This is a genomic window from Actinoplanes sp. NPDC023714, assembly GCF_040639855.1.
In the GTDB taxonomy this organism is placed as follows: domain Bacteria; phylum Actinomycetota; class Actinomycetes; order Mycobacteriales; family Micromonosporaceae; genus Actinoplanes.
Genome location: NZ_JBFAAR010000003.1, coordinates 607744 through 628367, shown reverse-complemented (window position 1 = coordinate 628367; position 20624 = coordinate 607744). Strand labels below are relative to the sequence as shown.

Below are 20624 nucleotides of genomic sequence, written 5' to 3'. Positions count from 1 at the left end.
ATGTGGCCGTTATCGGCCGTCACGAGACTCGGACGATGCGTGATGGAGAGGTCACTCGACGTCGATTCCTGCAATCCGTGGGCGTCAGCGGCGGGGCGGGGGCACTCTTCGCGACGATGGGGGCGCTCGGCCTCGCACCGGCGCGCGCGGCGACCCCCGCATTCCGGCCGCCGCAGCCGTCCGACTTCCACCTGACCGGGCGCGCCGCCCGCAAGGTGGTGGTCCTCGGCGCCGGCATCGCCGGGCTCACCTGCGCCTACGAGTTGGGCAAGGCCGGATACGACTGCACCGTGCTGGAGGCGCGGGACATCGCCGGCGGCCGCAACCTCACGGTCCGCGGCGGCACCGCGCTGACCGACCTCGGCGGCCGCACCCAGCGGGCCGCGTACTCCCCCGGCACGTACTTCAACGCCGGACCGGCCCGCGTCGCCCAGTGGATGGTCACCCTCGACTACTGCCGGGAGCTCGGCGTCCCCGTCGAGCCCTTCGTCAACGCCAACGCCGACACCCTGATCTACAACGAGGCCGCCGGGCCCCCGGTCCGGATGCGCACCGCCAAGGCAGACCTTTACGGGTACGTGTCGGAACTGCTCGCGAAGGCCACCGACCAGGGCGCGCTGGACGGCCGGCTGACCGCCGAGGACCGGCAGCGGCTGCTCGCCTTCCTCGAGGACTTCGGCGACATCGGGGCGGCCCACGAATACACCGGCTCGACCCGGCGCGGCTTCTCCTCGTACCCGGGAGCGGGCGAGGACGCGGGCACCCCGCTGCCCGGGCCGGCGTCGCTCTCCGACGTCCTCGCCAGCGAGGTGGGGCGCTACCTCAGCTTCGAGTTCGGCTACGACCAGGCCATGATGATGTTCCAGCCGGTCGGCGGCATGGACCGGATCGCGACAGCCCTCGCCGCGGCGGCCGGCCGGCACCGGATCCGGCTCGGCGCCCGGGTGCTGACCGTGACCGGCCGCGACGCGGACGTCGTGGTCACCTACCGGCAGGGCGGCCGCGAGCACGCGATCACCGCCGACTTCTGCGTCGCCGCGCTGCCGCCGCACCTCCTGGCGAAGATCCCGCACAACTTCAGCGCCGAGGTGAGCGCCGCGCTCGCCGCGTTCGTCCCGTTCGCGGCCGGCAAGATCGGCCTGGAGTACCGCAGCCGCTGGTGGGAGACCGACCTGCGGATCTACGGCGGCCCCACCTTCACCGACCTCGACATCACCCAGATCTGGTATCCGTCGTCCGGCTTCCACGACCGGCGCGGCCTGGTCGTCGGCTACTACAACTTCGGCGAGGTGGCCGAGGCGTACGGCGCGCTGAGCCCGGCCGCGCGGACCGCCCGGGCGATCGAGCAGGGTGTGAAGATCCACGGCGCGAAGTACCGCACCGAGCTCGCCTCCGCCTTCTCGGTGGCCTGGGAGCGCATGCCGCACCTGGAGGGCGCGTGGGCCTACCCGTGGTCCTCCTTCCGGCCGCTGCTCGAACCGGCCGGCCGCGTCTACTTCGCCGGGGACTGGCTCAGCCAGGCCGTCGCCTGGCAGCACGGCGCCTTCCTCTCGGCCCGGGCCGCCGTCACCGCCCTCCACCAGCGCGTGTTGACGACCTAGCGTCGCGATCCGGGGCAGGATGGCCGGTATGAGACGCCGGTGGCTGTTCGCCGATCAGCTGGGCCCGCACTTCCTCGACGAACCCGGCCAGCCGGTCCTGCTCGTCGAGTCGAAGGCCGTGTTCCGGCGCCGGGTGTTCCACCGGCAGAAGGCGCACCTCGTGCTCTCCGCGATGCGCCACCTCGCCCGCGACGGCGGCGACGTGCGGCTGGTCCGGGCCGAGACCTACGCCGAGGCCGTCACCGAGCCGGTGACGGTCTGCCACCCCACCTCGCGGGCCGCCCGCGACCTGGTGAAGCGGCTGCCCGGCGTGGAGATGCTGCCGCCGCGCGGCTTCGTGACCGCGCCCCAGGACTTCGTAGCGTGGGCGCACGGGCGCGACCACCTGCGGCTCGAGGACTTCTACCGGGACGCCCGGCGCCGGCACGACGTCCTCATGGACGGCGCCGAACCGGCCGGCGGGCGCTGGAACTACGACGCCGACAACCGGGAGCCGCCGCCCGCCCGCCTCGACGTCGCCGCGCCGCCGCCGATCGCCGAGGACGAGATCGACGAGGAGGTCCGCGCCGACCTCGACCGGTGGGAGCGGGAGGACGGCATCACGTTCCTCGGCAACGACGGCCCGCGCCTGTTCCCGGCCACCCGGGCCGAGGCGCTGGCCCGGCTGCGGCACTTCGTGAAGCACCGCCTCCCGATCTTCGGGCCCTACGAGGACGCCATGCTCGCCGGGAACCCGTTCATGGCGCACAGCATGCTCTCCGCCACCATGAACCTGGGACTCCTGGATCCCGCCGAAGTGATCGAGCGGAGCGAGGCGGCGTACCGGAAAGACGGGGTTGATCTGCGCTCCGTCGAGGGATTCATCCGGCAGATCCTCGGCTGGCGCGACTTCATCTGGCACCTGTACTGGTATTTCGAGCCCTCCTACCGCGCCGCGAACGAACTGCACGCGCGGCGCGAGCTGCCGGCCTGGTTCGCGAACCTGGACGCCGGCGCGGTCGAGGCGCGCTGCCTCTCCGACGTGCTGGCCGGCGTCCGCGACCACGGCTGGGTGCACCACATCCCGCGCCTCATGGTGCTCGGCAACTACGCGCTGCAGCGCGGTTGGCGGCCCGGCGCCCTGGCCGACTGGTTCCACCGCGCCTTCGTCGACGGCTACGAGTGGGTGATGACGGCGAACGTGGTCGGCATGAGCCAGTTCGCCGACGGCGGCCGGATGAGCACCAAGCCGTACGCGGCCGGCGGCGCCTACATCAGCCGGATGAGCGACTACTGCGGGGGATGCCGCTACAACCCGAAGGTCCGCCTGGGCGACGACGCCTGCCCCTACACGGCCGGGTACTGGAGTTTCCTGGCCCGCCACTCGACCGAGCTGGCCGGCAACCACCGGATGCGCCGGCCGCTGCAGGGGCTGGGCCGGCTGGCGGACGTGGACGCCGTGGTCGAGCAGGAGACGGCGCGCGGCTCACGGGCGCCCTGAGGGCGCCGGCTCCGGGACGCAGGCCGACTGGACCGACACCTCGACGGCGGTCCGGCCGAGGTACTGCCCCATCGCCACCCGGATCAGCCTCTCCGGGTGCGTCGCCACCAGCCGGCGGTGGTCCGCCCGCGTCTCGAACGCCTCGATCGTGTAGCCGCCGCCGGTCAGATGCCGGTGCGCCTGGCCGAACCACGCCTCGGCGGCCGCCGCGGAGCCGGGGTCGAGGTCACCCATGCTGCCCAGCCTGCACGCCCGGGGTCATGCGCGCGGGAGAACGCGGCCGCCGGGGAGGGTGCGGGCGCCGAGCAGGGCCGCCAGCTCGCCGCTCGTGGCCTCGATGACACGGCCCTCGCCCCAGCTCCAGGCCGTGTCGGTGGCTTCGAGGCGTACCCCGCTCAGGTCGACGCCGAACAGTGCGCCTCCGGCCGCGGTGAGCTGGTCGAGGACCTCGGTGATCGCTGCGGGCGGGGCGACCGGCGGGCGGGCCAGGGCGACCGTGATGTCCAGGGAGTGGATGACGGCGTGGGTGAGGGCGCCCGCCTCTCCCCCGCCCGGCGGCAGCCAGGCGTGCAGCAGCGGTGCGCGGAGCTGGGCCAGCAGGTCGGCGGCGGGCAGCTCGGCGTCGCGGGCCGCCACCGTGTCGGACAGCACGGCGAAGTCGCCGCCGGCGGCCGCCATCTCGGCGCCGAAGCGCTCCGGGGTGAGCCGGACCGGCATCGTCACGTGCGCGACCACGTGCCGGATCTGCCATTTCTCGCACAGCGACGGCGCGTCCCAGGCGGCCGTCTCGTGCAGCAGGCCGGCCAGCCCCTCGAAGATCGCCTTCCGGGTCAGGGCGGCCAGGTGGGATTCGAGCTTGTCGAGCGAGGTCCGGAAGCCGGCGCGGTTCTCCGGCCGGCGCATCGGCTCGGGCACGTGCCGCTGGTGGATGACCACCTCGGTGCCGCCCTCGCCGAGATCGGTGAGGGTGCTGGTGGTGTGCATGCCGGTGGCCGGCTCGACCCAGGCCAGCCGTTCCGGGGCGGCCACGTCGGTGAAGGTGGCGACCATCCGGTGGCTGCCGTGGCCGCCGACCATGAGGGTCTCGAAGCGCCCGCCCGGCCAGAGCTCGACGACGATGCCGTCGAGCGGGGTGTCCATCCCCTCCGGGCCCCAGAAGCGCGCCAGTTCGGCGGGCTCGGTGAGGCATCGCCACACCAGCTCGCGCGGGGCGCGGAAGACCCGCCGGTAGACCAGTTCGTCGCTGCTCACTCTTCCCCGCCCTCCTGCTTCTTACCGTCCTCCTGCAGGATCGCCAGCCGCTCGTCGAGCCGGTCCATCCGGTCGGACCACATCCGGCGGCTCTCCTCGATCCACGACGCGGCGGCCTCCAGGGCCCGCGGCTCGAGCCGGCACGGCCGGGTCTGCCGGTGCCGTCCGCGACTGATCAGGCCGGACCGCTCCAGGACCCGCACGTGCTGCGACACGGCCTGCATGGTCATGTCGTAGCGCTCGGCCAACTCCTTGACCGTGGCCTCGCCGGCGCTGAGCCGCACGACGATGTCCCGCCGGGTGCGGTCGCCGAGCGCCGTGAAGAGCGCGTCCAGTTCCATGACGCTTATTAAAGCGATCGCTTTATCAAGCGTCAACTTGATGACGCGGTCCTGCTACGGTCGCTCTCATGTCGGGCAACGCATTGATCATGTACGAGACCAGCAGCGACGGCGTCACCCTGCGTGCCGCGCTGGCCGGCGAGCTGGATCTCGCGGACGCCGACGAGGTACGCGACAACCTCGCGGCAGCGGCCCAGGCCTCGTCGTGCCGGTTCCTGCAGGTGGACGTCTCCCGGGTGACGCTGATCGATTCGTACGCCCTCGGCGCGCTCATCAGCGCCCGCAACTCCGCCGCCGCGGCGGGCGTGACGCTGACCCTGGTCGACCCGTCGCCGCCGGTCGCCAAGGCCGTGCAGGTGACCGGCCTGTCCGCCGCGTTCGGCCTGACCGCCTGACGTCTTGGTGCCCGCTCTCGCGCCGGCGCCACTTCGCGTGTTGAGTTGCGGTCCAATCCGCACCCCATCTCCACACGCAACGAAGAAACCCTCCTTGCGTGTCGAGTTGAGGCGCGGATCGAACCTCAACTCAACACGCGGGTGGCGGCGTTGGGCGTCAGCGCACCGCGGCGAGCCGGTCGTCACGGCCGAGGGCGTCCGGCTGAGCCTGCTCGCCGGCCGCGGCGCCGTCGACGGGGCGGACATGCTGGGCATCCCGTTCGGCCGGGCGGGGCCGGACGCGCGCAGCACCGGACGACGCCCGCGCACTGGCTGCTCTCCCGGCGCAGGCCGCCGCCGGGCCCAGGGCCACGGCGCGGCGTCGGCTCAGGGCGTCCGGGCGGCGGCGACCGCGGGCAGGTCCGGTGGCGGCGCCGTCCTCGTCGCGGCGAGTTTCGGCACGCCCACCAGGGTGAGCAGCGGCGAGGTCAGCACCGTGGTCAGCACCGCCATGAGCACCAGCACGCTGAACAGCTGCTGCCCGATCAGGCCGGCGCTCAGCCCCACGTTGAGGGCGATCAGCTCGGTGAGGCCGCGCGTGTTGATCAGGACGGCCACGATGCCGGAGTCCCGCGGCCGCAGGCCACCGGCGCGGGCCGCGAAGTAGGCCGGGACCGTCTTGCCGGCGACCGCGATGAGGCAGACCAGGCCGAGGACCAGGAACGCGTCGCCGCCGAGCGCGCCGATGTTCACCGACAGCCCGGTGATCATGAAGAACAGCGGCAGCAGCGCTCCGGAGATCTTCTCCATCGGCTCGAGGACGTCCGGGTCGGGCTCGGCGGTGCGGCGCGGCATGGCCAGCCCGGCGACGAAACCGCCGAACACCGCGTGCAGGCCGATGGACGCGGTGACCCAGGCGGCGGCCAGGGCGAGCGTCATGGCGATCGGCAGGGCCAGGGTCCGGCCCGGGTGCCGGTTGAGCCACCAGGCCAGGGCCGGCCGCACCAGCAGCAGCATCACGGCCATGAAGAGCGCGAACAGCAGCAGCGAGGCCGACCAGGAGTAGCCGTGCAGCCGGGTCACGCCGGCGACCACGGCGGCGAGCAGCACCCAGGCGACCCCGTCCATGATCCCGGCGGCGGTCGTCGAGGTGACGCCGGGGATGGTCACCGTGAGTCCCCGCTCGCGCAGGATGGCGGCGAGGACGGGCAGGGCCGTGATGGAGACGGCGACGCCCATGAAGGCGACGAAGGCCCCGTTCGTGGGCGGCTGACCGAGCGCCGTGAACGCCGGTTCGAAGAGGGTCGCCGCGCCGGCGCCCAGAGCCATGGGTACGACCAGAGCCGCCACCGCGACGAGGACCGCGGCCCGGCGGCCGTGCCGGAGCAGCCCGCGGTCGAGCTCGTAGCCGACCACGAACATGAACAGCACGACCGCGACCTGGGCCAGCGCGGTGAGCGACGGGAGGGCGGTCGGCGGGAACAGCCGTCCGGTGAGGTCACCGGGCAGGTGCCCGAGGACGCTCGGGCCGAGAGCGATCCCGGCGATCATCTGACCGACGACGGCGGGCTGCCCCAGCCGGCGGGCGGCGGCGCCGAGCAGCCAGGACAGGAAGACGACCACGGCGACCGCGCCCACGACGTCGGCGATGAGCGCGTCCATCAGGGGACCACTTCCATCTGGGCCATCATCTGGAAGGTGGACGCGTGCTCCATCATGTGGCAGTGGTACGCGTACACCCCGGTGAAGTCGGTGAACTTCGCGAGCAGCCGGACCGTGGTGCCGCCGGGGATGTGCACGGTGTCCTTGAAGCCGGTCTCGCCGGGCAGCGGCGGCGCGCCGTCGCGGTCGAGCACGCGGAACTGCACGAGGTGCATGTGGAAGACGTGCTCGATGCCGCCGAAGACGGTGTCGGCGTTGTGCACCTTCCAGACCTCGGTGGTGCCCCGGCGCACCGTCGCGTCGATGCGGTACGGGTCGTAGGGCTTGCCGTCGATCCAGAACCACTGCTGGTCGGGTGACAGCCCGAGGGTGATCTCGCGTTCCCGGATCGGGACCGGCGGCGCCGGCATGGTCCGGAGCACCGCCGGCACGGCGCTGGTGTCCGCGGACTGCCGGTCGACGTCGAAGCGCAGGATCGGCCCGAGCTCGGCGGTCTCCAGCAGGATCCGGGACCCGGTGGCGCGCCCGCCGAAGTCCACCACGACGTCGGCGCGCTCGGCCGGCGACAGCGACAGCTCGGTGACCGGCACCGGCCGGGGCAGCAGCCCTCCGTCGCTGCCGACCTGGACCACGGGGAGGTCACCGAACGTGAGGTGGAAGGTGCGGTGGTTCGAGGTGTTGAGCAGCCGGAACCGGTAGCGCCGGGCGGCGACCGCGAAGTACGGCTGCACCTTGCCGTTGACCATCGTGGTCAGCCGGGTCTGCAACGGGTCCACGGCGTCGTCGAAGATCAGCTGCCCGTTCTCGTCGAAGGCGGCGTCCCGGATCATCATGGGGACGTCGTACTTCCCGGACGGCAGGTTCAGCCGCTTCTCCGCGTCGCTCTCGATCAGGTAGAAGCCGTGCATGCCGCGGTAGACGTGCTCGGCCTCGCGGTGGTGGGTGTGGTCGTGGTACCAGAGCATCGCGGGGTCCTGGCGGTTCTGGTACTCGTACACCCGGGAGGCGCCCGGCGGGACGGTGTCCATCGGGTGGCCGTCGTGGTCGGCGGCGACGTGCCCGCCGTGCAGGTGGACGTTCGCCGGTTCGCTGAGCCGGTTGGTGTACTTGATCCGCACGGTCCGGCCGGCCCTGGCGCGGATCGTCGGCGCGATGAAGGAGCCGCCGAAGGTCAGCGCCGCGGTCTTCACGCCCGGCAGGATCCGGACGTCGGCCGGCTCCATGGTGTGCTCGTAGTAGTCGTGGTCGGCGTACACCCGGGCCGGCCGCAGCTGGCCGGGGATCGGCATGCCGACCGTGTACGGGGTGACGCCGGGGTCGGCGGCCGCGGTGGCCGGTCCGGGCGCCCGGTGCTTCAGGTGCCCGGGCAGCGGATCCGGGGCGTCGGCGGACGCGCCGTGCGTCGAGGCCACCACGGATCCGGTGGCGGCCAGCACGCCGGCGGCCAGCAGGTGTCGTCTGTCCATCTATTCGTTCACATCCTCGTCGTACCCGGAGGTCATGGTCTGGTCCAGCCGAGGCTGTCGTCGGTGGCGATGAGCCCGTCGTCGAACAGGGGTGACTCGGTGCCCGCGTCGCCGCCGAGCAGGGCGTGCGACTGGATGCGGGCGCCCTCGCTCATCGCGGCGGCGACCACGCCGCTGGAGTGCAGGGCGCTGGGGCGGGTGCCGAGTTCGTAGGTGGCGGCGGAGAGCGCGCCGGCGCCCGCCGCGATGGCCTCGGTCGTGCCGTGCGCCGTGGCGAGCGCCTCCTCGCCGGAGGATGTGCCGGCGACCAGCTCCACGAAGGCCTCGATGTTCGAGGCGTTCTGCCCGGTCACCTTCTTGGCCTGCCAGAAGTACGAGTCCTCGTAGGCCTGCATGCTGTAGAAGGACGCCAGGAACTCGTGGAAGACGCCGTACTCGCGGCGGTAGCGGCGCTCGAACTCGGTGAAGGCGGCGGTCTCGTCGACGGTGCCGTCGAGGCAGCTGTTGATCGACCGGGCGGCGAGCAGGGCCCCGTACGTGGCGAGGTGGACCCCGGAGGAGAAGACCGGGTCGACGAAGCAGGCGGCGTCGCCGATGAGCGCCATGCCGGAGCGCCAGAACGGGGCGTTGCAGTACGAGTAGTCCTTGCGCACCCGGATCTCGCCGTACGGCCCCTCGGTCACCCGGCGGGCGTCCGCGAGGTACTCCTTGATCAGCGGGCAGTCGTCGATGAGGTTCCGCAGCGCGGCCTCCGGGTCGCCCTGCACCCGGTCGGCGCTGTCCCGGCGCACCACGGCGCCGACGCTGGTGAGCTGGTCGGTGAGCGGGATGTACCAGAACCAGCCCTCGTCGAACGCGGCACAGAGGATGTTGCCCTGGTTGGGCGCGGGCAGCCGCTTGCCGCCCTCGAAGTAGCCGAAGAGGGCGAGGTTCTGGAAGTACGGCGAGTAGTGCCGCTGCGGGCTGACCGACCGGTAGGTGCGGCTCAGGTTGCCGGACGCGTCGACCACGTAGGCGGCGGAGGCCTCGTACGCGGTGCCGTCCGCGTCGGCGTAGCGGACCCCGGTGACCCGGCCACCGGCCTCGACGACGTCGGTGACGGTGCAGAGCTCCTGGACCTTGACGCCGTTCTTGCGGGCGTTGTCCAGCAGGATCTGGTCGAACTTCATCCGCTCGACCTGGTAGGCGTGCGAGGTGGGCCCGGCCAGCCGCGGCGAGACCGCGAAGGCGAACGTCCACGGCTCGGGGTTGGCGCCCCACCGGAAGGTTCCGCCGTTCTTGCGCATGAACCCGGCCTCGCCGAGACGGTCGGCGACGCCGAGCAGGTTCGCGATGCCGTGCACGGTGGCCGGCAGCAGCGACTCGCCGATCTGGTAGCGGGGGAACTTGTCCTTCTCCAGCAGCAGGACCCGGTGCCCCTTCTTGGCGGTGAGCGTCGCGACCGTGGAGCCGGCGGGCCCGCCGCCGATCACGATGACGTCGTAGCTCTCGGAGTTCACTGATTCCTCCCGGGGTGGGGCTGGCGGGCTGAGGTGAGGTACGCGGCGAGAACCGGCCCGATGGCGCTCATCGGACCGGTGCGGGCCATGTCGCGGTGCTCGCAGTCGACGAGGTGGTGACGGATCTCCCCGGTGGTGTGGGGCCGCCACTGGTCGGCCGAGGCGAACTCGGCGAGCCGGCCGCGGGTGGCGGTGAACAGCAGCATGTCGGCGTCGAGGCGGGCCGGCCGGTAGTCGCGCAGCAGCCGGTAGTTGCCGGTGAAGACCTCGATGAGCCGGTCGACGGTGCCGTCGCCGAGGCTCGCGATGGCGCTGCCGTGGCTGCGGGCGACGTCGATGACCGTGGCCCGGTCGACCGGGCCGGGGCCCGGGCCGAGGTCGGGGACGTTGATGAAGTGCAGGAGGTCGAGCAGGAGCGCGGCCTCGTCGTCGTGCCGCAGTTCCGGCGGGATCTCCGGGTACGCGTCGAGCAGCGTGAGCGAGCCGACCTCCTCGCCGCCGGCCCGCAGCGCCGCGGCCATCTCGTACGCGATGACGCCGCCCATCGACCAGCCCAGCAGGTGGTAGGGGCCGGCGGGCTGGATCTCGCGGATCCGCCGCAGGTAGTCGGCGGCGAGCCCGGCGATGCTCGGCGGCGGGTCGCACGGGCCGCTGACGCCGGGCGCCTGCAGCCCGTACACCGGGTGCTGGCGTCCGACGTGCGGCAGCAGGCCGGTGTAGCACCAGCTGATGCCGCCGGCCGGGTGGACGCAGAACAGGGCCGGGGCGGTGCCGGTCGAGCGCAGGGCGAGCACCGGGCCGAGGGCGCTGTCCGGCCGGTCGGCGCCGAGCAGGCGGCTCACCCGGGCCGGGGTCTGCGCCTCGATGATCGCCACGACCGGGATGTCGACGCCGAGCTCGCTGCGGATGCGCACGCTGAGCCTGGTCGCCATCAGCGAGTCGCCGCCGAGCTCGAAGAAGTTGTCCTCGGCGCCGATCCGCGGCAGGCCGAGCACCCCGGCGAAGAGCCGGCAGAGGATCTCCTCCTGCGGAGTCCGGGGCGTGCCGTCGCCCGCCGCGAACACCGGCGGCGGCAGCCGCTCCTTGTCGACCTTGCCGCTGGGGGTCAGCGGCAGGTCGTCGATGACGGTGTAGGCGCCGGGGACCATGTGCGCCGGCAACCTCGCGGCGAGGTGGGCGGCCGCGGCCCGGGTGTCGGCCCGCCCGTCCGGACCGGGCACCAGGTAGGCGGCGAGCCGGCCCTGGATCAGCAGGACCCGGGCCGCCGTGACGTCGGGACGTTCGCGCAGGACGGCCTCGATCTCGGCGGGCTCGACGCGGAATCCCCGGATCTTGATCTGGTCGTCGGAGCGGCCGTCGTACCCGATGGTGCCGTCGGCGCGCCGGTGGGCCAGGTCGCCGGTGCGGTACATCCGGCTGCCGGGCGGTCCCCAGGGGTCGGGCAGGAACCGCTGCGCGGTGAGCGCGGGCCGGTTGAGGTAGCCGCGGGCCAGCCCGGCGCCGGCGATGAACATCTCGCCCATCGCGTCCGGGGGCGCCGGCGCGAGGTCGTCGCCGGCGATGTGGATGCGGGTGCCGGAGATGGCGGTCCCGATGTGTGACCGGTCGCCGGCCCGCAACGGCGCGGTCATCGTGGCGCAGACCGTGGACTCGGTCGGCCCGTACGCATTGATCATGGTACGTCCGGGTGCCCAGCGCCGGATCGTGTCGCTCGGGCAGAACTCCCCGGCCACGATGAGGCTGAGGCCGGCCGGGAGCGCCGAGTCGGGCAGTTCCTGCAGCGGCAGCACGGCCGGCGGCAGGGTGGCGTGGGTGACGCGTTCCCGGGTGATCAGGGCGCTGAGCGCCGGGCCGGGCGCGAGGTCGGCCGGCGGCGCCAGGACCAGGGTGGCGCCGGTGAGCAACGCCATGCAGATCTCCGAGACCGCGGCGTCGAAGCTGGGCGACGCGAACTGCAGGACCCGGCTGCCCGGGCCGACGCCGAACGCCGCGGCCTGGGCGGTGGTCAGGTCGTGCAGGCCCGCGTGGGTGACGACGACGCCCTTGGGCCGGCCGGTCGACCCCGAGGTGTAGATGACGTAGGCGGGGTGTGCCGGGTCGAGCGGGGCCCGGCGGTCGGCGTCGCTCAGGTCGCCGTCCGGCAGGTCGCTCGCGGCCGCGCGCAGGGCGTCCAGCGACACGGTGGACCCGTCCCCGTCCTCGGTGACGATCAGCACGGGCGCCGCGTCGGCGCGCATGAAGGCGATGCGGTCCGGCGGGTACGCCGCGTCGATCGGCAGGAACGCGCCGCCGGCCCGGGCCACGGCGAGCATCGCGACGATCAGTCCGGGGCCGCGGGGCAGCTGGAGGCCGACGATGCGTTCCGGGCCGGCGCCGCGGCGGACCAGCTCGCGGGCGAGGGCGTTGGCGGCGCGGCCGAGCTCGCCGTAGGTCATGGCGGTCCCGCGGTAGCGCAGCGCCTCGGCGTCCGGATCGAGGCGGGCCCGCCTGTCGAACATCGCCGGCAGGGTGGGCCGCGGTGTTCCGATGGCGGGCGCGGGTGCCGGCTCCGGCGAGATCTCGCTGATCGATGATTCGGAGGGCGATTGCAGAGTCACGTGGGATCTCCCGCCATCTGGTGGTCCTGGGAGGCTGCGAAACAACCCGGTCAGCTCGCATTACTGATCTGTCATGTGGTTCTACATGAGTGTCTCAAGTCGAGTCAAGCAAGTTGACAGGAGTGCATCGGAGAGGGCTCTCAGAGTCATACCCGGTGGCCGCGGAGCTGGTCAGAGCGGCGTGATCGGCGTTGACAACAGCGACGGAAAGGCACGAAGCGACGGTCCGGCCGTCCAAATTAGTTGACTCGTATGACAAGTAAGCCATGACAATCGAGGGCTGGCAGTCGCCAAAGACATCAACTAACCTGACCGTCGGAAGCCGACTGTTAACCGTTTGTCACATCACCCGGGGGACCAGGACAGTTGATCACGCCCAGAGACCGGACGTCGCCTTCCGACGGCGACGCTGCGGTGTCCGATACGGCACCACCGGCCGACACCGAGACGAGCAGCAACCCGGCCGACGGCCACCCACCCACTCCCCCGGTGTCCGATTACGGCTACCCGATGGCACTGTCCTGGCTGTCCCGCTGCCACGACACCCTCACCAGCGGGCACCAGCCGGCCGGCGGCCGGCCGTGGGCCGGCGACGACCTCTGCTGGCCCACCGCCGCCGAGTTCGGCTCGGTGGTCCTGGAATACGCGGTGCGCATCAACGATCCCCTCGCGCTCGACCAGGCCATCGATCTGCTGCGCCGCGCCTGCCGGAACGGCCCGCAGACCGGTCAGGCTCGGATCGCCAACTCCTACCTGCTCGGCATGGCCCTCTGCATCCGCTTCGACAGGTGCGGCCGGTACGCCGACCTCAACGGCGCGGTCCGCGAGCTGCAGCTGGCCCGCGAGGTGTTCGGCGACGGCGCCGAGCGCTCCGACCTGGCCCGGGCCGGCCGGGCGCTGAGCCTGCTCGGCCGCGCCATCCACCGCCGTTTCCGGATCGCCGGGCAGTCCGTCGACCTCGACGAGGCCGCCGAGGCCTTCCGCGCCGCCGCCGAGCTGACCGCGCGCCGCCTCCCCGCCGGCGAGACGGCCCGGGCCGCCCGGAGGCACGCCCGGACGAGCCGCCGGACCGGCCGGCGCTACCTCCACAGATGACGGTGCAGTCAATCGCCGAGGCCGGCAATGGCACCGCCATCAGCGGCAATCCATCCTGAGACCGCTATGACCCTGGTGATTTACCCGATCTTGCGGGTAGACTTCACTGCACTTGACAAGAGTGCACTGCGCGTGACTGGCGCGCATTCGAAGGAAGTGGCTGTAGATCGTGGACATGGTCACCGGTAACGCCAACGACGTCATTCCGGCCGGGGAGACCTTCGGCAAACGGCTGCGGCGGCTGCGCGTCGCGCGCGGGTTGCGCCAGCGTGACCTGGCCGGGGACAACATCTCAGCCAGCTACATCTCCTTCCTCGAGGCCGACCGCCGCGAGCCCAGCTCCCGCGTGGTCCGGGAGATCTCCGAGCGGCTCGGCTGCCCGCCCGAGTACCTGCTGGCCCCGGAGCCGGCCGCGGGCAGCGCACCCGACCGGACCGCCGCGGCACAGCTGCGCCTCGCCCGGGCCGCCCTGCTGATCGGGGAGCTCGACGACGCGGTCGGCCGCTATCAGCAGGCCCTCGACGACAACCCCGGCAAGGAGGACGTCCTCGAGGAGGTCGAGTTCGGCCTGGCCCGCATCGCGGAGCTGCAGGGGCGCTACGCCGACGCGGTCGTCGCCTACGAGGGCTGCCTGCGCTCGGCGGAGAACTACCCGCAGTACACGCACTGGCTCGGCGCCACCCTCGGGCTGATCCGCAGCCTCGCCCGGGCCGGTGACGGCGACCGCGCCCTCGCCGAGGCCGAGCGCACCCAGGAGCGCATCGACGCGCTGGGGCTGGCCGTCTCCGACGTGACCGTGGAGCTCAGCTCGGTGGTGGCCGCGGTGTGGTGCGAGCGCGGCGACCACGAGGCCGCCGGGGTGCCGATCGCCAAGGCCATGGGGGTGCTCCCCCAGCTGTCCGAGCGCCGGCAGCTGGTCGCGGTGTACTGGAACGCCAGCCGGCTGGCCCAGCAGGACGGCCGCATCGGCCACGCCCTGGAGCTGGCCGCGCGCGTCACCGACGCCGACACGAACGACTACCGGCAGACCTTCGGCATGCTCCGCGCGGTCTACGGCGGACTGCTGATCCGGCAGACCCCGGCCCGCCCGGAGCAGGCCCGCGAGCTGCTCGAGCAGGCCATCGCCGACCTGGACAGCGCCGGCGCGGTCGCGGACGCGGCCCGCTGCCGCAACGACCTGATCCGCTGCCTGATCATGCAGGACGAGGCGCAGGCCGCGCACCGGATGGCCGGCGAGATGGCCGCCGACGCCCGGGTCCCCGACCTCGAGCGGATCCGGTGCCGGCTGCTCGACACCACGGCGCTGTCGCTGCTCGGCGACCAGGACGGCGCGCGCCGCGCCTGCCTGGACGCGCAGGCGGAGCTGGACGCGCTGCCGGACACCGCGCAGAGCTCCCGGCTCTGGTCACAGCTGGGTCAGGTGATGACCGAGATCGGGGAGACCGAGGCGGCGATCGCCGCGTACCGGCGGGCCATCCAGGGCCTGGGCATGGAGCTGCCGCCGACCCTGCTGCCCACCCGTCCGCAGCCGGCCAAGGCGCGGGCCGCCGAGCGACCGGCCCGATCCGGGAATCGGCACGGCTCGCGTACGTGAGAATGGCGCCCGGAAAAGATCGAATGCCACCGACTACATTGGTCGGTGGCATTTTTTCGCGCACCGAGGAGAATCGTTGAGCAACGCGTTGAAGGGCAAGGTGGCTCTGGTCGCCGGAGCCACCCGGGGAGCCGGCCGCGCCATCGCCCGGGAATTGGGCGCCCAGGGCGCCGTGGTGTATTGCACCGGGCGCAGCGTCGCCGGGCGCCCGGCGACCGGCAACCGTCCGGAGACCATCGAGCAGACCGCCGAGCTGGTCACCGCCGACGGCGGCACCGGCATCGCCGTGCAAACCGATCACACCGTCCCCGAGCAGGTCGAACGCCTGATTCAGCGGATCGCCGAGGAGCAGGGCGGCCGGTTGGACATCCTGGTCAACGACGTCTGGGGCGGCGACGAGCTCACCTCCTGGGGCAAGGCGTTCTGGGAACACGATCTCGACAAGGGCCTGCTGATGCAGCAGCGGGCGGTGCATTCGCACATCATCACCAGCCACTTCGCGGCGCCTTTGATGGTGGCCCGGAAATCCGGCCTGATCGTGGAAATCACCGACGGATACAAGCCCGACTATCGCGGCAGCCTTTTCTACGATCTCGCCAAAGCGTCGGTCATCCGACTCGCGCTGGCCATGTCCGAAGAGCTCCGCCCGCACGGCGTCACCGCCCTGGCGATCACGCCGGGCTTCCTGCGGTCCGAGGCGATGCTCGACGCGTTCGGGGTCACCGAGGAGAACTGGCGCGACGGCATCGCCAAGGACCGGCATTTCGGCGGCTCGGAGACCCCGCACTACGTGGGCCGCGCGGTGGCGGCCGTGGCCGCCGACCCCGAGGTCGCCGGCCTGGCCGGCAAGACGTACGCGTCCTGGCACCTGATGGAGCGCTACGGGTTCACCGACCGCGACGGCCGCCAGCCGCACTGGGAGAACTTCACCGCGAACATGCACCGCGGCTGAAGCGCCTCAGATCTTGAGCCAGCGGGCCGCGAAGGTGCCGTTGCCCCAGCCGTCGACGTCGAGGGCCGCCGCGGGCGTCTGCGAGCCGAACGCGGACGCCGGCGGCCCGGCGGCCAGGCCGTCCGACCGGTCGATCACCCGGATCCGGGCCGGCGCGGCGTCCAGCAGCAGGCTCACCTCGAGGCCGCCGTCGCCGGGGGCGTAGAGCCACAGCTCCCACGGACCGGCCGGATCCTCCGGTCCCGGCCGGCCCTCCACCGACCAGGCGTGCACGGCCGCGTCCGGGATGGTGAGGCCGATTTGCCGGGCGCCGCGGGCCGTGCGGACCCGCAGCCGGACCCGGCGGCGACCGGCCGCGGCCGGCTCGTCCGCCAGCACCTCCACCTCCGGCGCGGGCAGCGGGTGCGGCGCCGCCGGGGCGCTGAGGAACTCGCGGTCCCAGCCCGGGAAGAAGTCCGGCAGCGGCCCCCGGGCGGGCTCGGCGCCCAGGAACCGGCTCGTCCACCCGGTCGGGTGCCGGTCGGTGCTGACGTACCAGCCGGCGCCCGCGTCCACGTCGTACAGATAGCTCAGGGTCTCCGGCGTGCCGGCGGCCGGGCGGGTCAGGCGGTGCGCCAGCACCGCCGCGGCCCCGGCCAGGCCGCCCGCCGCCACCGCCCGCCGCGCCCCCGGCGGCAGCAGCGCCAGCGCGGGCGCGGCCAGTTCCCCGCCGAGCTGCAGCGCCAGCATCGCGGCGGCCGCCATCCGCGGGGTGAGGCCCTGATAGAGGAGCCGGGACAGGGGTACGAAGGTGGCCGCCGCGCCCGCCGCCGCGACGGTCGCGCCGGCCGCCCGCACCGCCGGGTGCGCGCCCGCGGTGAGCGCCGCGACGGCGCCGCCGGCCAGCGGCCAGACGGTCACGTAGCCGGCCCCGGGCGCCCGCGCGCCGGCCAGCAGGGACAGCGCCGCCAGCGGTGGCAGCACCGCTCCCAGCCGCCGCCACGGCTCGTCGCCCGCCAGGCCGGTCACCGCCGCGGCGGCGGCCAGCCCGCCGAGCGCCACGTGCACGGCGTCCGATCCGGGGAAGTCGCCGCTGCGGCGGAACTGCGGGCTGCGGGCCGCCGCGCCGAAGGTCAGCGCCGTCGCGGCGCCGCCACCGGCGACCAGCCGCGCGGCCAGCCGCAGCGTCGACGACGGCAGCCGCCAGCCGTCCCCGAGCCCGCGCCGGCCGGCGATCAGGCCGGCCACCGCGGCCCCGGCCGCCAGCACGGCGAGCGGGCCGGCCGCCGGCGCCGGGTAGTGCACCAGGCGGCGCGGCCCGGCCGAGAAGAACACCGGGTCGGGGCCGGCCGGCTCGTCCAGGTCCATCGCGCCGAGCCGGCGGGCCAGTCCGGTCATCACCTCGCCGTGGTGCTGCAGGGTGCCCCGGTCGCGGTGCTCGAAGTCGTCGTGCGGGCCGTGGTAGTCGGCGAACCCGCCGATGTTGGCGAAGTTGAGGCCGGGCAGCCCGCGTTCCCGGGCCACCGCGAAGTCGGTGGTGTTCGGCATCCGCCGGTAGGCCTCGTCGAAGAGCGAGCTGCTCTGCGCCGGACGCGGCAGATCGGCGAGGTGCCGCAGCAGCGCCCCGCTCGCCGGCCCGGTCTCGAACATCAGCGCCGGGCCGCGGGTGCCCCGCGCCTCGAAGTTGAGCACGGCGCCCACCCGGGCGGCGGCCGGATGCTCGTCGAAGAACGCCCGGGCGCCGAGCAGCCCGGCCTCCTCCCCGTCGGTGAGCAGGAAGACGATGTCGTTGCGCGGCGGCGGGCCGGTCAGCAGCGCCCGGGCGGTCTCCAGCACGGCGGCGGCCAGCATGCCCGCGTCGCTCACGCCCGGGCCCTGCTCGACCGAGTCGTAGTGGGTCATCACGAGCACGGACCGGCCCGGGTGGGTGCCGGGGATGCGGGCCACGATGTTGTGCACCCGGCCGGCCGAGCGGTAGCGCACCCCGTACGGCGCGGCGCCCAGGTCGGCCACGGCGACCGCCTCCTGCACGCCGGTCTCCAGGCCGAGCCCCCGCAGCCGGTCCACCAGCTCGGCCCGGGCACGGGCCGCGCCCGGTGAGCCGATCGGCCGCGGCTCGGCGGCGATCACCCGGAGGTGCCCCTCGGCGCGCACCGCGGAGAACCGGTCGAGCGGGGCGCGGGGACCGGCCGGCCGGGGTGGCCGCAGTCCGCGCAGCGCGGCGATCGCGGCGCCGGCCGCGGCGATCGCCGGCAGGGCGCGCAGGAGCGGTGTTGCGGATCGTCTCATGTCGGTCCCGTCTCCGCGGTTGTCAGACGATGGCGTGGGGGAAACGGAAGAACCGGTCCGGGTCGTACGCGGCCCGCACCTCGGCCAGCCGCGCGTAGTTCGGCCCGTAGTAGCGGCTCTGCCAGTCCGGCAGCGCCGGGTCGACGAAGTTCTGGTAGGTCCGGTCCGACGCCCACGGCCGCACCGCCTCCCAGCAGGAGTCGATCCAGTCGGTCGCCACCTTCTGGCCCTCCGGCGACTCCGGGCCCATCGTGCCGACCGCGCAGCCGACGAAGTACCTGCTGTCGCGGTGCACGAAGGCGGTCGCGTCGGCGGGCACCCGGTTGATGGCGCCGCCCATGGTCAGGAAGTCCAGGTTGCGGGACTGACCCGGGGCGGGGTGCGCGGCGAACGCCTCGATCATCGCGAGGATGCCGCCGGCCGGGATGTCGGCGTCGACGAAGTGACCGCGCGCCCGGGCGAACCCGACCCGGGGCACCTTCCCCTCCGGGTGCGACCCCTCGAAGTGGCACTCGGCCATCGCCATGCCCTCACAGCCGAACCACCAGATCACCCCCTCCTCGTACGGCACGGTCTCCACCGAGACCTCGCCGGGCGGTGTCGGTGTCCGGTCGCGGAGCTGCTCGAGCAGCGGGCCGAGCCGCTCGGGATCGCCCAGCCAGGCGCCCTTCACGGTGAGTTCCGGGACGGCGCCGGCGGCCGCGTCCGGCAGCTCCATGGTCAGCGTCGGCGTCATGTCGTCCGGGGTGTCGAACGCCCACTGCTGCCAGGCCTGGACCACCTCGGCGGCGGCCGTCCACGGCCAGCGCAGCACGTAGTTGGTCATCCCGGTGACCGGGTAGGCCCGCAGCGCCAGCGAGGTCACCACGCCGAAGTTGCCGCCGCCGCCACCGCGCAGCGCCCAGAACAGGTCGGGGTGCTCAAGCCGGTCGCAGCGGACCAGCCGGCCGTCGGCCAGCACCACGTCGGCGGAGAGGATGTTGTCGACGGCGAGCCCGTGCTTGCGGCTCTCCAGGCCGATGCCGCCGCCGAGGGCCAGCCCGGCGATCCCGACCGTCGAGCACCAGCCGGTCGGCACCGCGAGGCCGTACCGCAGCGAGTCGGTGTAGAGGTCGACGAGCTGGGCGCCCGCCTCGACCCGGGCGACGTCGCCGTCGACGACCGTGCGGGTCATCCCGGAGACGTCGACGACGATGCCCTCGGTCGTCGACCAGCCGGCGAAGCTGTGCCCGCCGCTGCGCGGGACGGCCGGGACGCCGAGCTCGCGGGCGAACGCGAGCGCGTGCCGCACGTCCTCGGGCCCGGCGCAGCGCACGACCGCGAGCGGCCGTACGGCGTTGAACTCGAGGTCGGCCAGCGCCCGGACGTCGTCGTAGCCCTCGTCGTCCGGCCGGATGACGCTGCCCCGGATGCGGGCGCGCAGCCCGCGCCAGTCGGGGCCGGTGGCGGCGGGGCGTACCGGCGCCCCGCCGTCGTCCTGCTGAGTCTTCGGTCGATGCTGCAGAATGGCGCTGCCCTCCTCGATCGGCGTGCGGCTCAGGCGGTGCGCACGGATTTGGGCCGCATGTCGAGCCAGGTGCGGTCGACGTGGTCGAGGCACTCGCGGCGGGTCCCCGCGAAGCCGGTGGCGCGCCAGCCGGCGGGCACGTCGCGGTCCTGCGGCCAGATGGAGTACTGCTCCTCGTCGTTGATCACCACGCGGCACGGGTAGTCATCGTCATCGGACAGGAAGCTGGACATGAAGAGCTCCTTTCGCGTACGGGAGGGAAGCGGTCAGCGCTTGACGGCGACGGTCAGGCCGTCGGCGTAGGGCAGCACGCTCAGGTCGATGCGGTCGTCGCCGCGGCGGCGGGCGTTGAAGTCGCGCAGCGCGACGGTCTCCGGGTCGGTCGTGGTGTCGTCGACCACCAGGCCGGACCAGAGCACGTTGTCGAAGACGAGCGTGCCGCCCGGGCGCACCAGGGCCAGCGCCAGCTCGTAGTACTCCTCGTAGGACTCCTTGTCGGCGTCGATGAACGCGAAGTCGAACGTGCCGTCGTGGCCCTCGGCGCGCAGCGTGCGCAGCGTCTCGGCGGCCGGGCCGAGCCGCAGGTCGACCTTGCCGGCCACCCCGGCGCGCTCGCAGTACCGCATCGCGACCTCGGTCCACTCGGCGCTCACGTCGCAGGCCACGACGGTGCCGTCGGCGGGCAGGGCCAGGGCGGTGCTCACCAGGCTGTAGCCGGTGAACACGCCGACCTCCAGGGTCCGGCGGGCGCCGACGGCCCGGACCAGGGTGCTCAGGAACTGGCCCTGTTCCGCCGACACCTGCATGCTCGCGACCGGCAGCGACCGGGTCTCGTCACGCAGCTCGCTCAGCAGGGGACTGTCGCGCAGCGAGATGTCGCGGACGTACCCGCACAGCTCGTCGGACAGCTCGACCTGGGTCCACATAGCTACCTCCA

17 protein-coding genes are annotated in these 20624 nt (G+C 73.4%); 6 read left to right on the top strand and 11 right to left on the bottom strand.

What is annotated here, in order from left to right; genetic code table 11:
* The first annotated feature begins 35 nt into the window (after positions 1-35).
* Both AB0G10_RS18190 and AB0G10_RS18185 read left to right on the top strand, forming a co-directional pair.
* Entirely contained in the window at positions 36-1601 is a 1566-nt protein-coding gene (locus tag AB0G10_RS18190) for an FAD-dependent oxidoreductase (protein ID WP_360922403.1), read from the top strand.
* A 28-nt stretch (positions 1602-1629) separates the two neighbouring features.
* On the top strand, positions 1630-3081 hold the full coding sequence (locus AB0G10_RS18185; protein ID WP_360922400.1) for a cryptochrome/photolyase family protein: 1452 nt from the start codon (positions 1630-1632) through the stop codon (positions 3079-3081).
* Here the strand turns inward: AB0G10_RS18185 and AB0G10_RS18180 are convergent.
* Genes AB0G10_RS18180 through AB0G10_RS18170 form a run of 3 tightly spaced genes read right to left on the bottom strand, consistent with a single transcriptional unit; the run spans position 3067 to position 4673 of the window.
* The gene (locus AB0G10_RS18180) at positions 3067-3315 is read right to left on the bottom strand and encodes a hypothetical protein (RefSeq protein ID WP_360922397.1); all 249 of its coding nucleotides are present in this window, start codon (positions 3313-3315) and stop codon (positions 3067-3069) included. The two genes, AB0G10_RS18185 and AB0G10_RS18180, sit on opposite strands and share 15 nt — an antisense overlap.
* A 24-nt stretch (positions 3316-3339) precedes the next feature.
* Positions 3340-4332 (bottom strand): SRPBCC domain-containing protein, encoded by a 993-nt coding sequence (locus tag AB0G10_RS18175; RefSeq protein ID WP_360922395.1) that lies wholly within the window; start codon positions 4330-4332, stop codon positions 3340-3342.
* Positions 4329-4673 (bottom strand): metalloregulator ArsR/SmtB family transcription factor, encoded by a 345-nt coding sequence (locus tag AB0G10_RS18170; RefSeq protein ID WP_360922392.1) that lies wholly within the window; start codon positions 4671-4673, stop codon positions 4329-4331. The genes AB0G10_RS18175 and AB0G10_RS18170 overlap by 4 nt, the downstream gene beginning before the upstream one ends.
* A gap of 68 nt (positions 4674-4741) precedes the next feature.
* Here AB0G10_RS18170 and AB0G10_RS18165 point away from each other — a divergent pair, with 68 nt between their 5' ends.
* The gene (locus tag AB0G10_RS18165) at positions 4742-5068 is read left to right on the top strand and encodes an STAS domain-containing protein (protein WP_360922389.1); all 327 of its coding nucleotides are present in this window, start codon (positions 4742-4744) and stop codon (positions 5066-5068) included.
* Positions 5069-5434: 366 nt separating this feature from the next.
* Here AB0G10_RS18165 and AB0G10_RS18160 read toward each other — a convergent pair whose 3' ends face one another.
* The 4 genes from AB0G10_RS18160 to AB0G10_RS18145 are packed head-to-tail and all read right to left on the bottom strand — an operon-like array spanning position 5435 to position 12172.
* On the bottom strand, positions 5435-6709 hold the full coding sequence (locus AB0G10_RS18160; protein WP_360922386.1) for a cation:proton antiporter: 1275 nt from the start codon (positions 6707-6709) through the stop codon (positions 5435-5437).
* Positions 6709-8175: a multicopper oxidase family protein gene (locus AB0G10_RS18155; protein WP_360922383.1), complete on the bottom strand. Its 1467-nt coding sequence runs from the start codon at positions 8173-8175 to the stop codon at positions 6709-6711. Before AB0G10_RS18155 ends, AB0G10_RS18160 begins: the two co-directional genes overlap by 1 nt.
* A gap of 32 nt (positions 8176-8207) precedes the next feature.
* Positions 8208-9674: a tryptophan 7-halogenase gene (locus AB0G10_RS18150; RefSeq protein ID WP_360922380.1), complete on the bottom strand. Its 1467-nt coding sequence runs from the start codon at positions 9672-9674 to the stop codon at positions 8208-8210.
* Positions 9671-12172 carry an amino acid adenylation domain-containing protein gene (locus tag AB0G10_RS18145; RefSeq protein WP_360922377.1) on the bottom strand — a complete coding sequence of 834 codons (2502 nt, stop codon included), beginning with the start codon at positions 12170-12172 and terminating at the stop codon, positions 9671-9673. The genes AB0G10_RS18150 and AB0G10_RS18145 overlap by 4 nt, the downstream gene beginning before the upstream one ends.
* A gap of 513 nt (positions 12173-12685) precedes the next feature.
* Between AB0G10_RS18145 and AB0G10_RS18140 the strand changes: the two genes are divergently transcribed.
* From AB0G10_RS18140 to AB0G10_RS18130, 3 genes are all read left to right on the top strand, one after another.
* Complete coding sequence (locus AB0G10_RS18140) at positions 12686-13366, top strand: hypothetical protein (RefSeq protein WP_360922374.1); 681 nt, start codon at positions 12686-12688, stop codon at positions 13364-13366.
* A 175-nt stretch (positions 13367-13541) separates the two neighbouring features.
* A complete protein-coding gene (locus AB0G10_RS18135) occupies positions 13542-14960 on the top strand; it encodes a helix-turn-helix transcriptional regulator (RefSeq protein WP_360922371.1) in 1419 nt (472 codons plus the stop codon).
* Positions 14961-15036: 76 nt separating this feature from the next.
* The gene (locus AB0G10_RS18130) at positions 15037-15912 is read left to right on the top strand and encodes an SDR family oxidoreductase (RefSeq protein ID WP_360922368.1); all 876 of its coding nucleotides are present in this window, start codon (positions 15037-15039) and stop codon (positions 15910-15912) included.
* 6 nt (positions 15913-15918) lie between these two features.
* Here the strand turns inward: AB0G10_RS18130 and AB0G10_RS18125 are convergent, their stop codons facing one another.
* The 4 genes from AB0G10_RS18125 to AB0G10_RS18110 are packed head-to-tail and all read right to left on the bottom strand — an operon-like array spanning position 15919 to position 20613.
* Entirely contained in the window at positions 15919-18180 is a 2262-nt protein-coding gene (locus AB0G10_RS18125; RefSeq protein ID WP_360922365.1) for a M28 family peptidase, read from the bottom strand.
* Positions 18181-18202: 22 nt separating this feature from the next.
* Positions 18203-19780, bottom strand: coding sequence for an FAD-binding oxidoreductase (locus AB0G10_RS18120; protein ID WP_360922363.1), 1578 nt, complete (start codon positions 19778-19780; stop codon positions 18203-18205).
* A complete protein-coding gene (locus AB0G10_RS18115) occupies positions 19717-19920 on the bottom strand; it encodes an MbtH family protein (RefSeq protein WP_360922360.1) in 204 nt (67 codons plus the stop codon). Before AB0G10_RS18115 ends, AB0G10_RS18120 begins: the two co-directional genes overlap by 64 nt.
* A gap of 33 nt (positions 19921-19953) precedes the next feature.
* Positions 19954-20613, bottom strand: coding sequence for a class I SAM-dependent methyltransferase (locus AB0G10_RS18110; protein ID WP_360922357.1), 660 nt, complete (start codon positions 20611-20613; stop codon positions 19954-19956).
* Positions 20614-20624 lie beyond the last annotated feature (11 nt).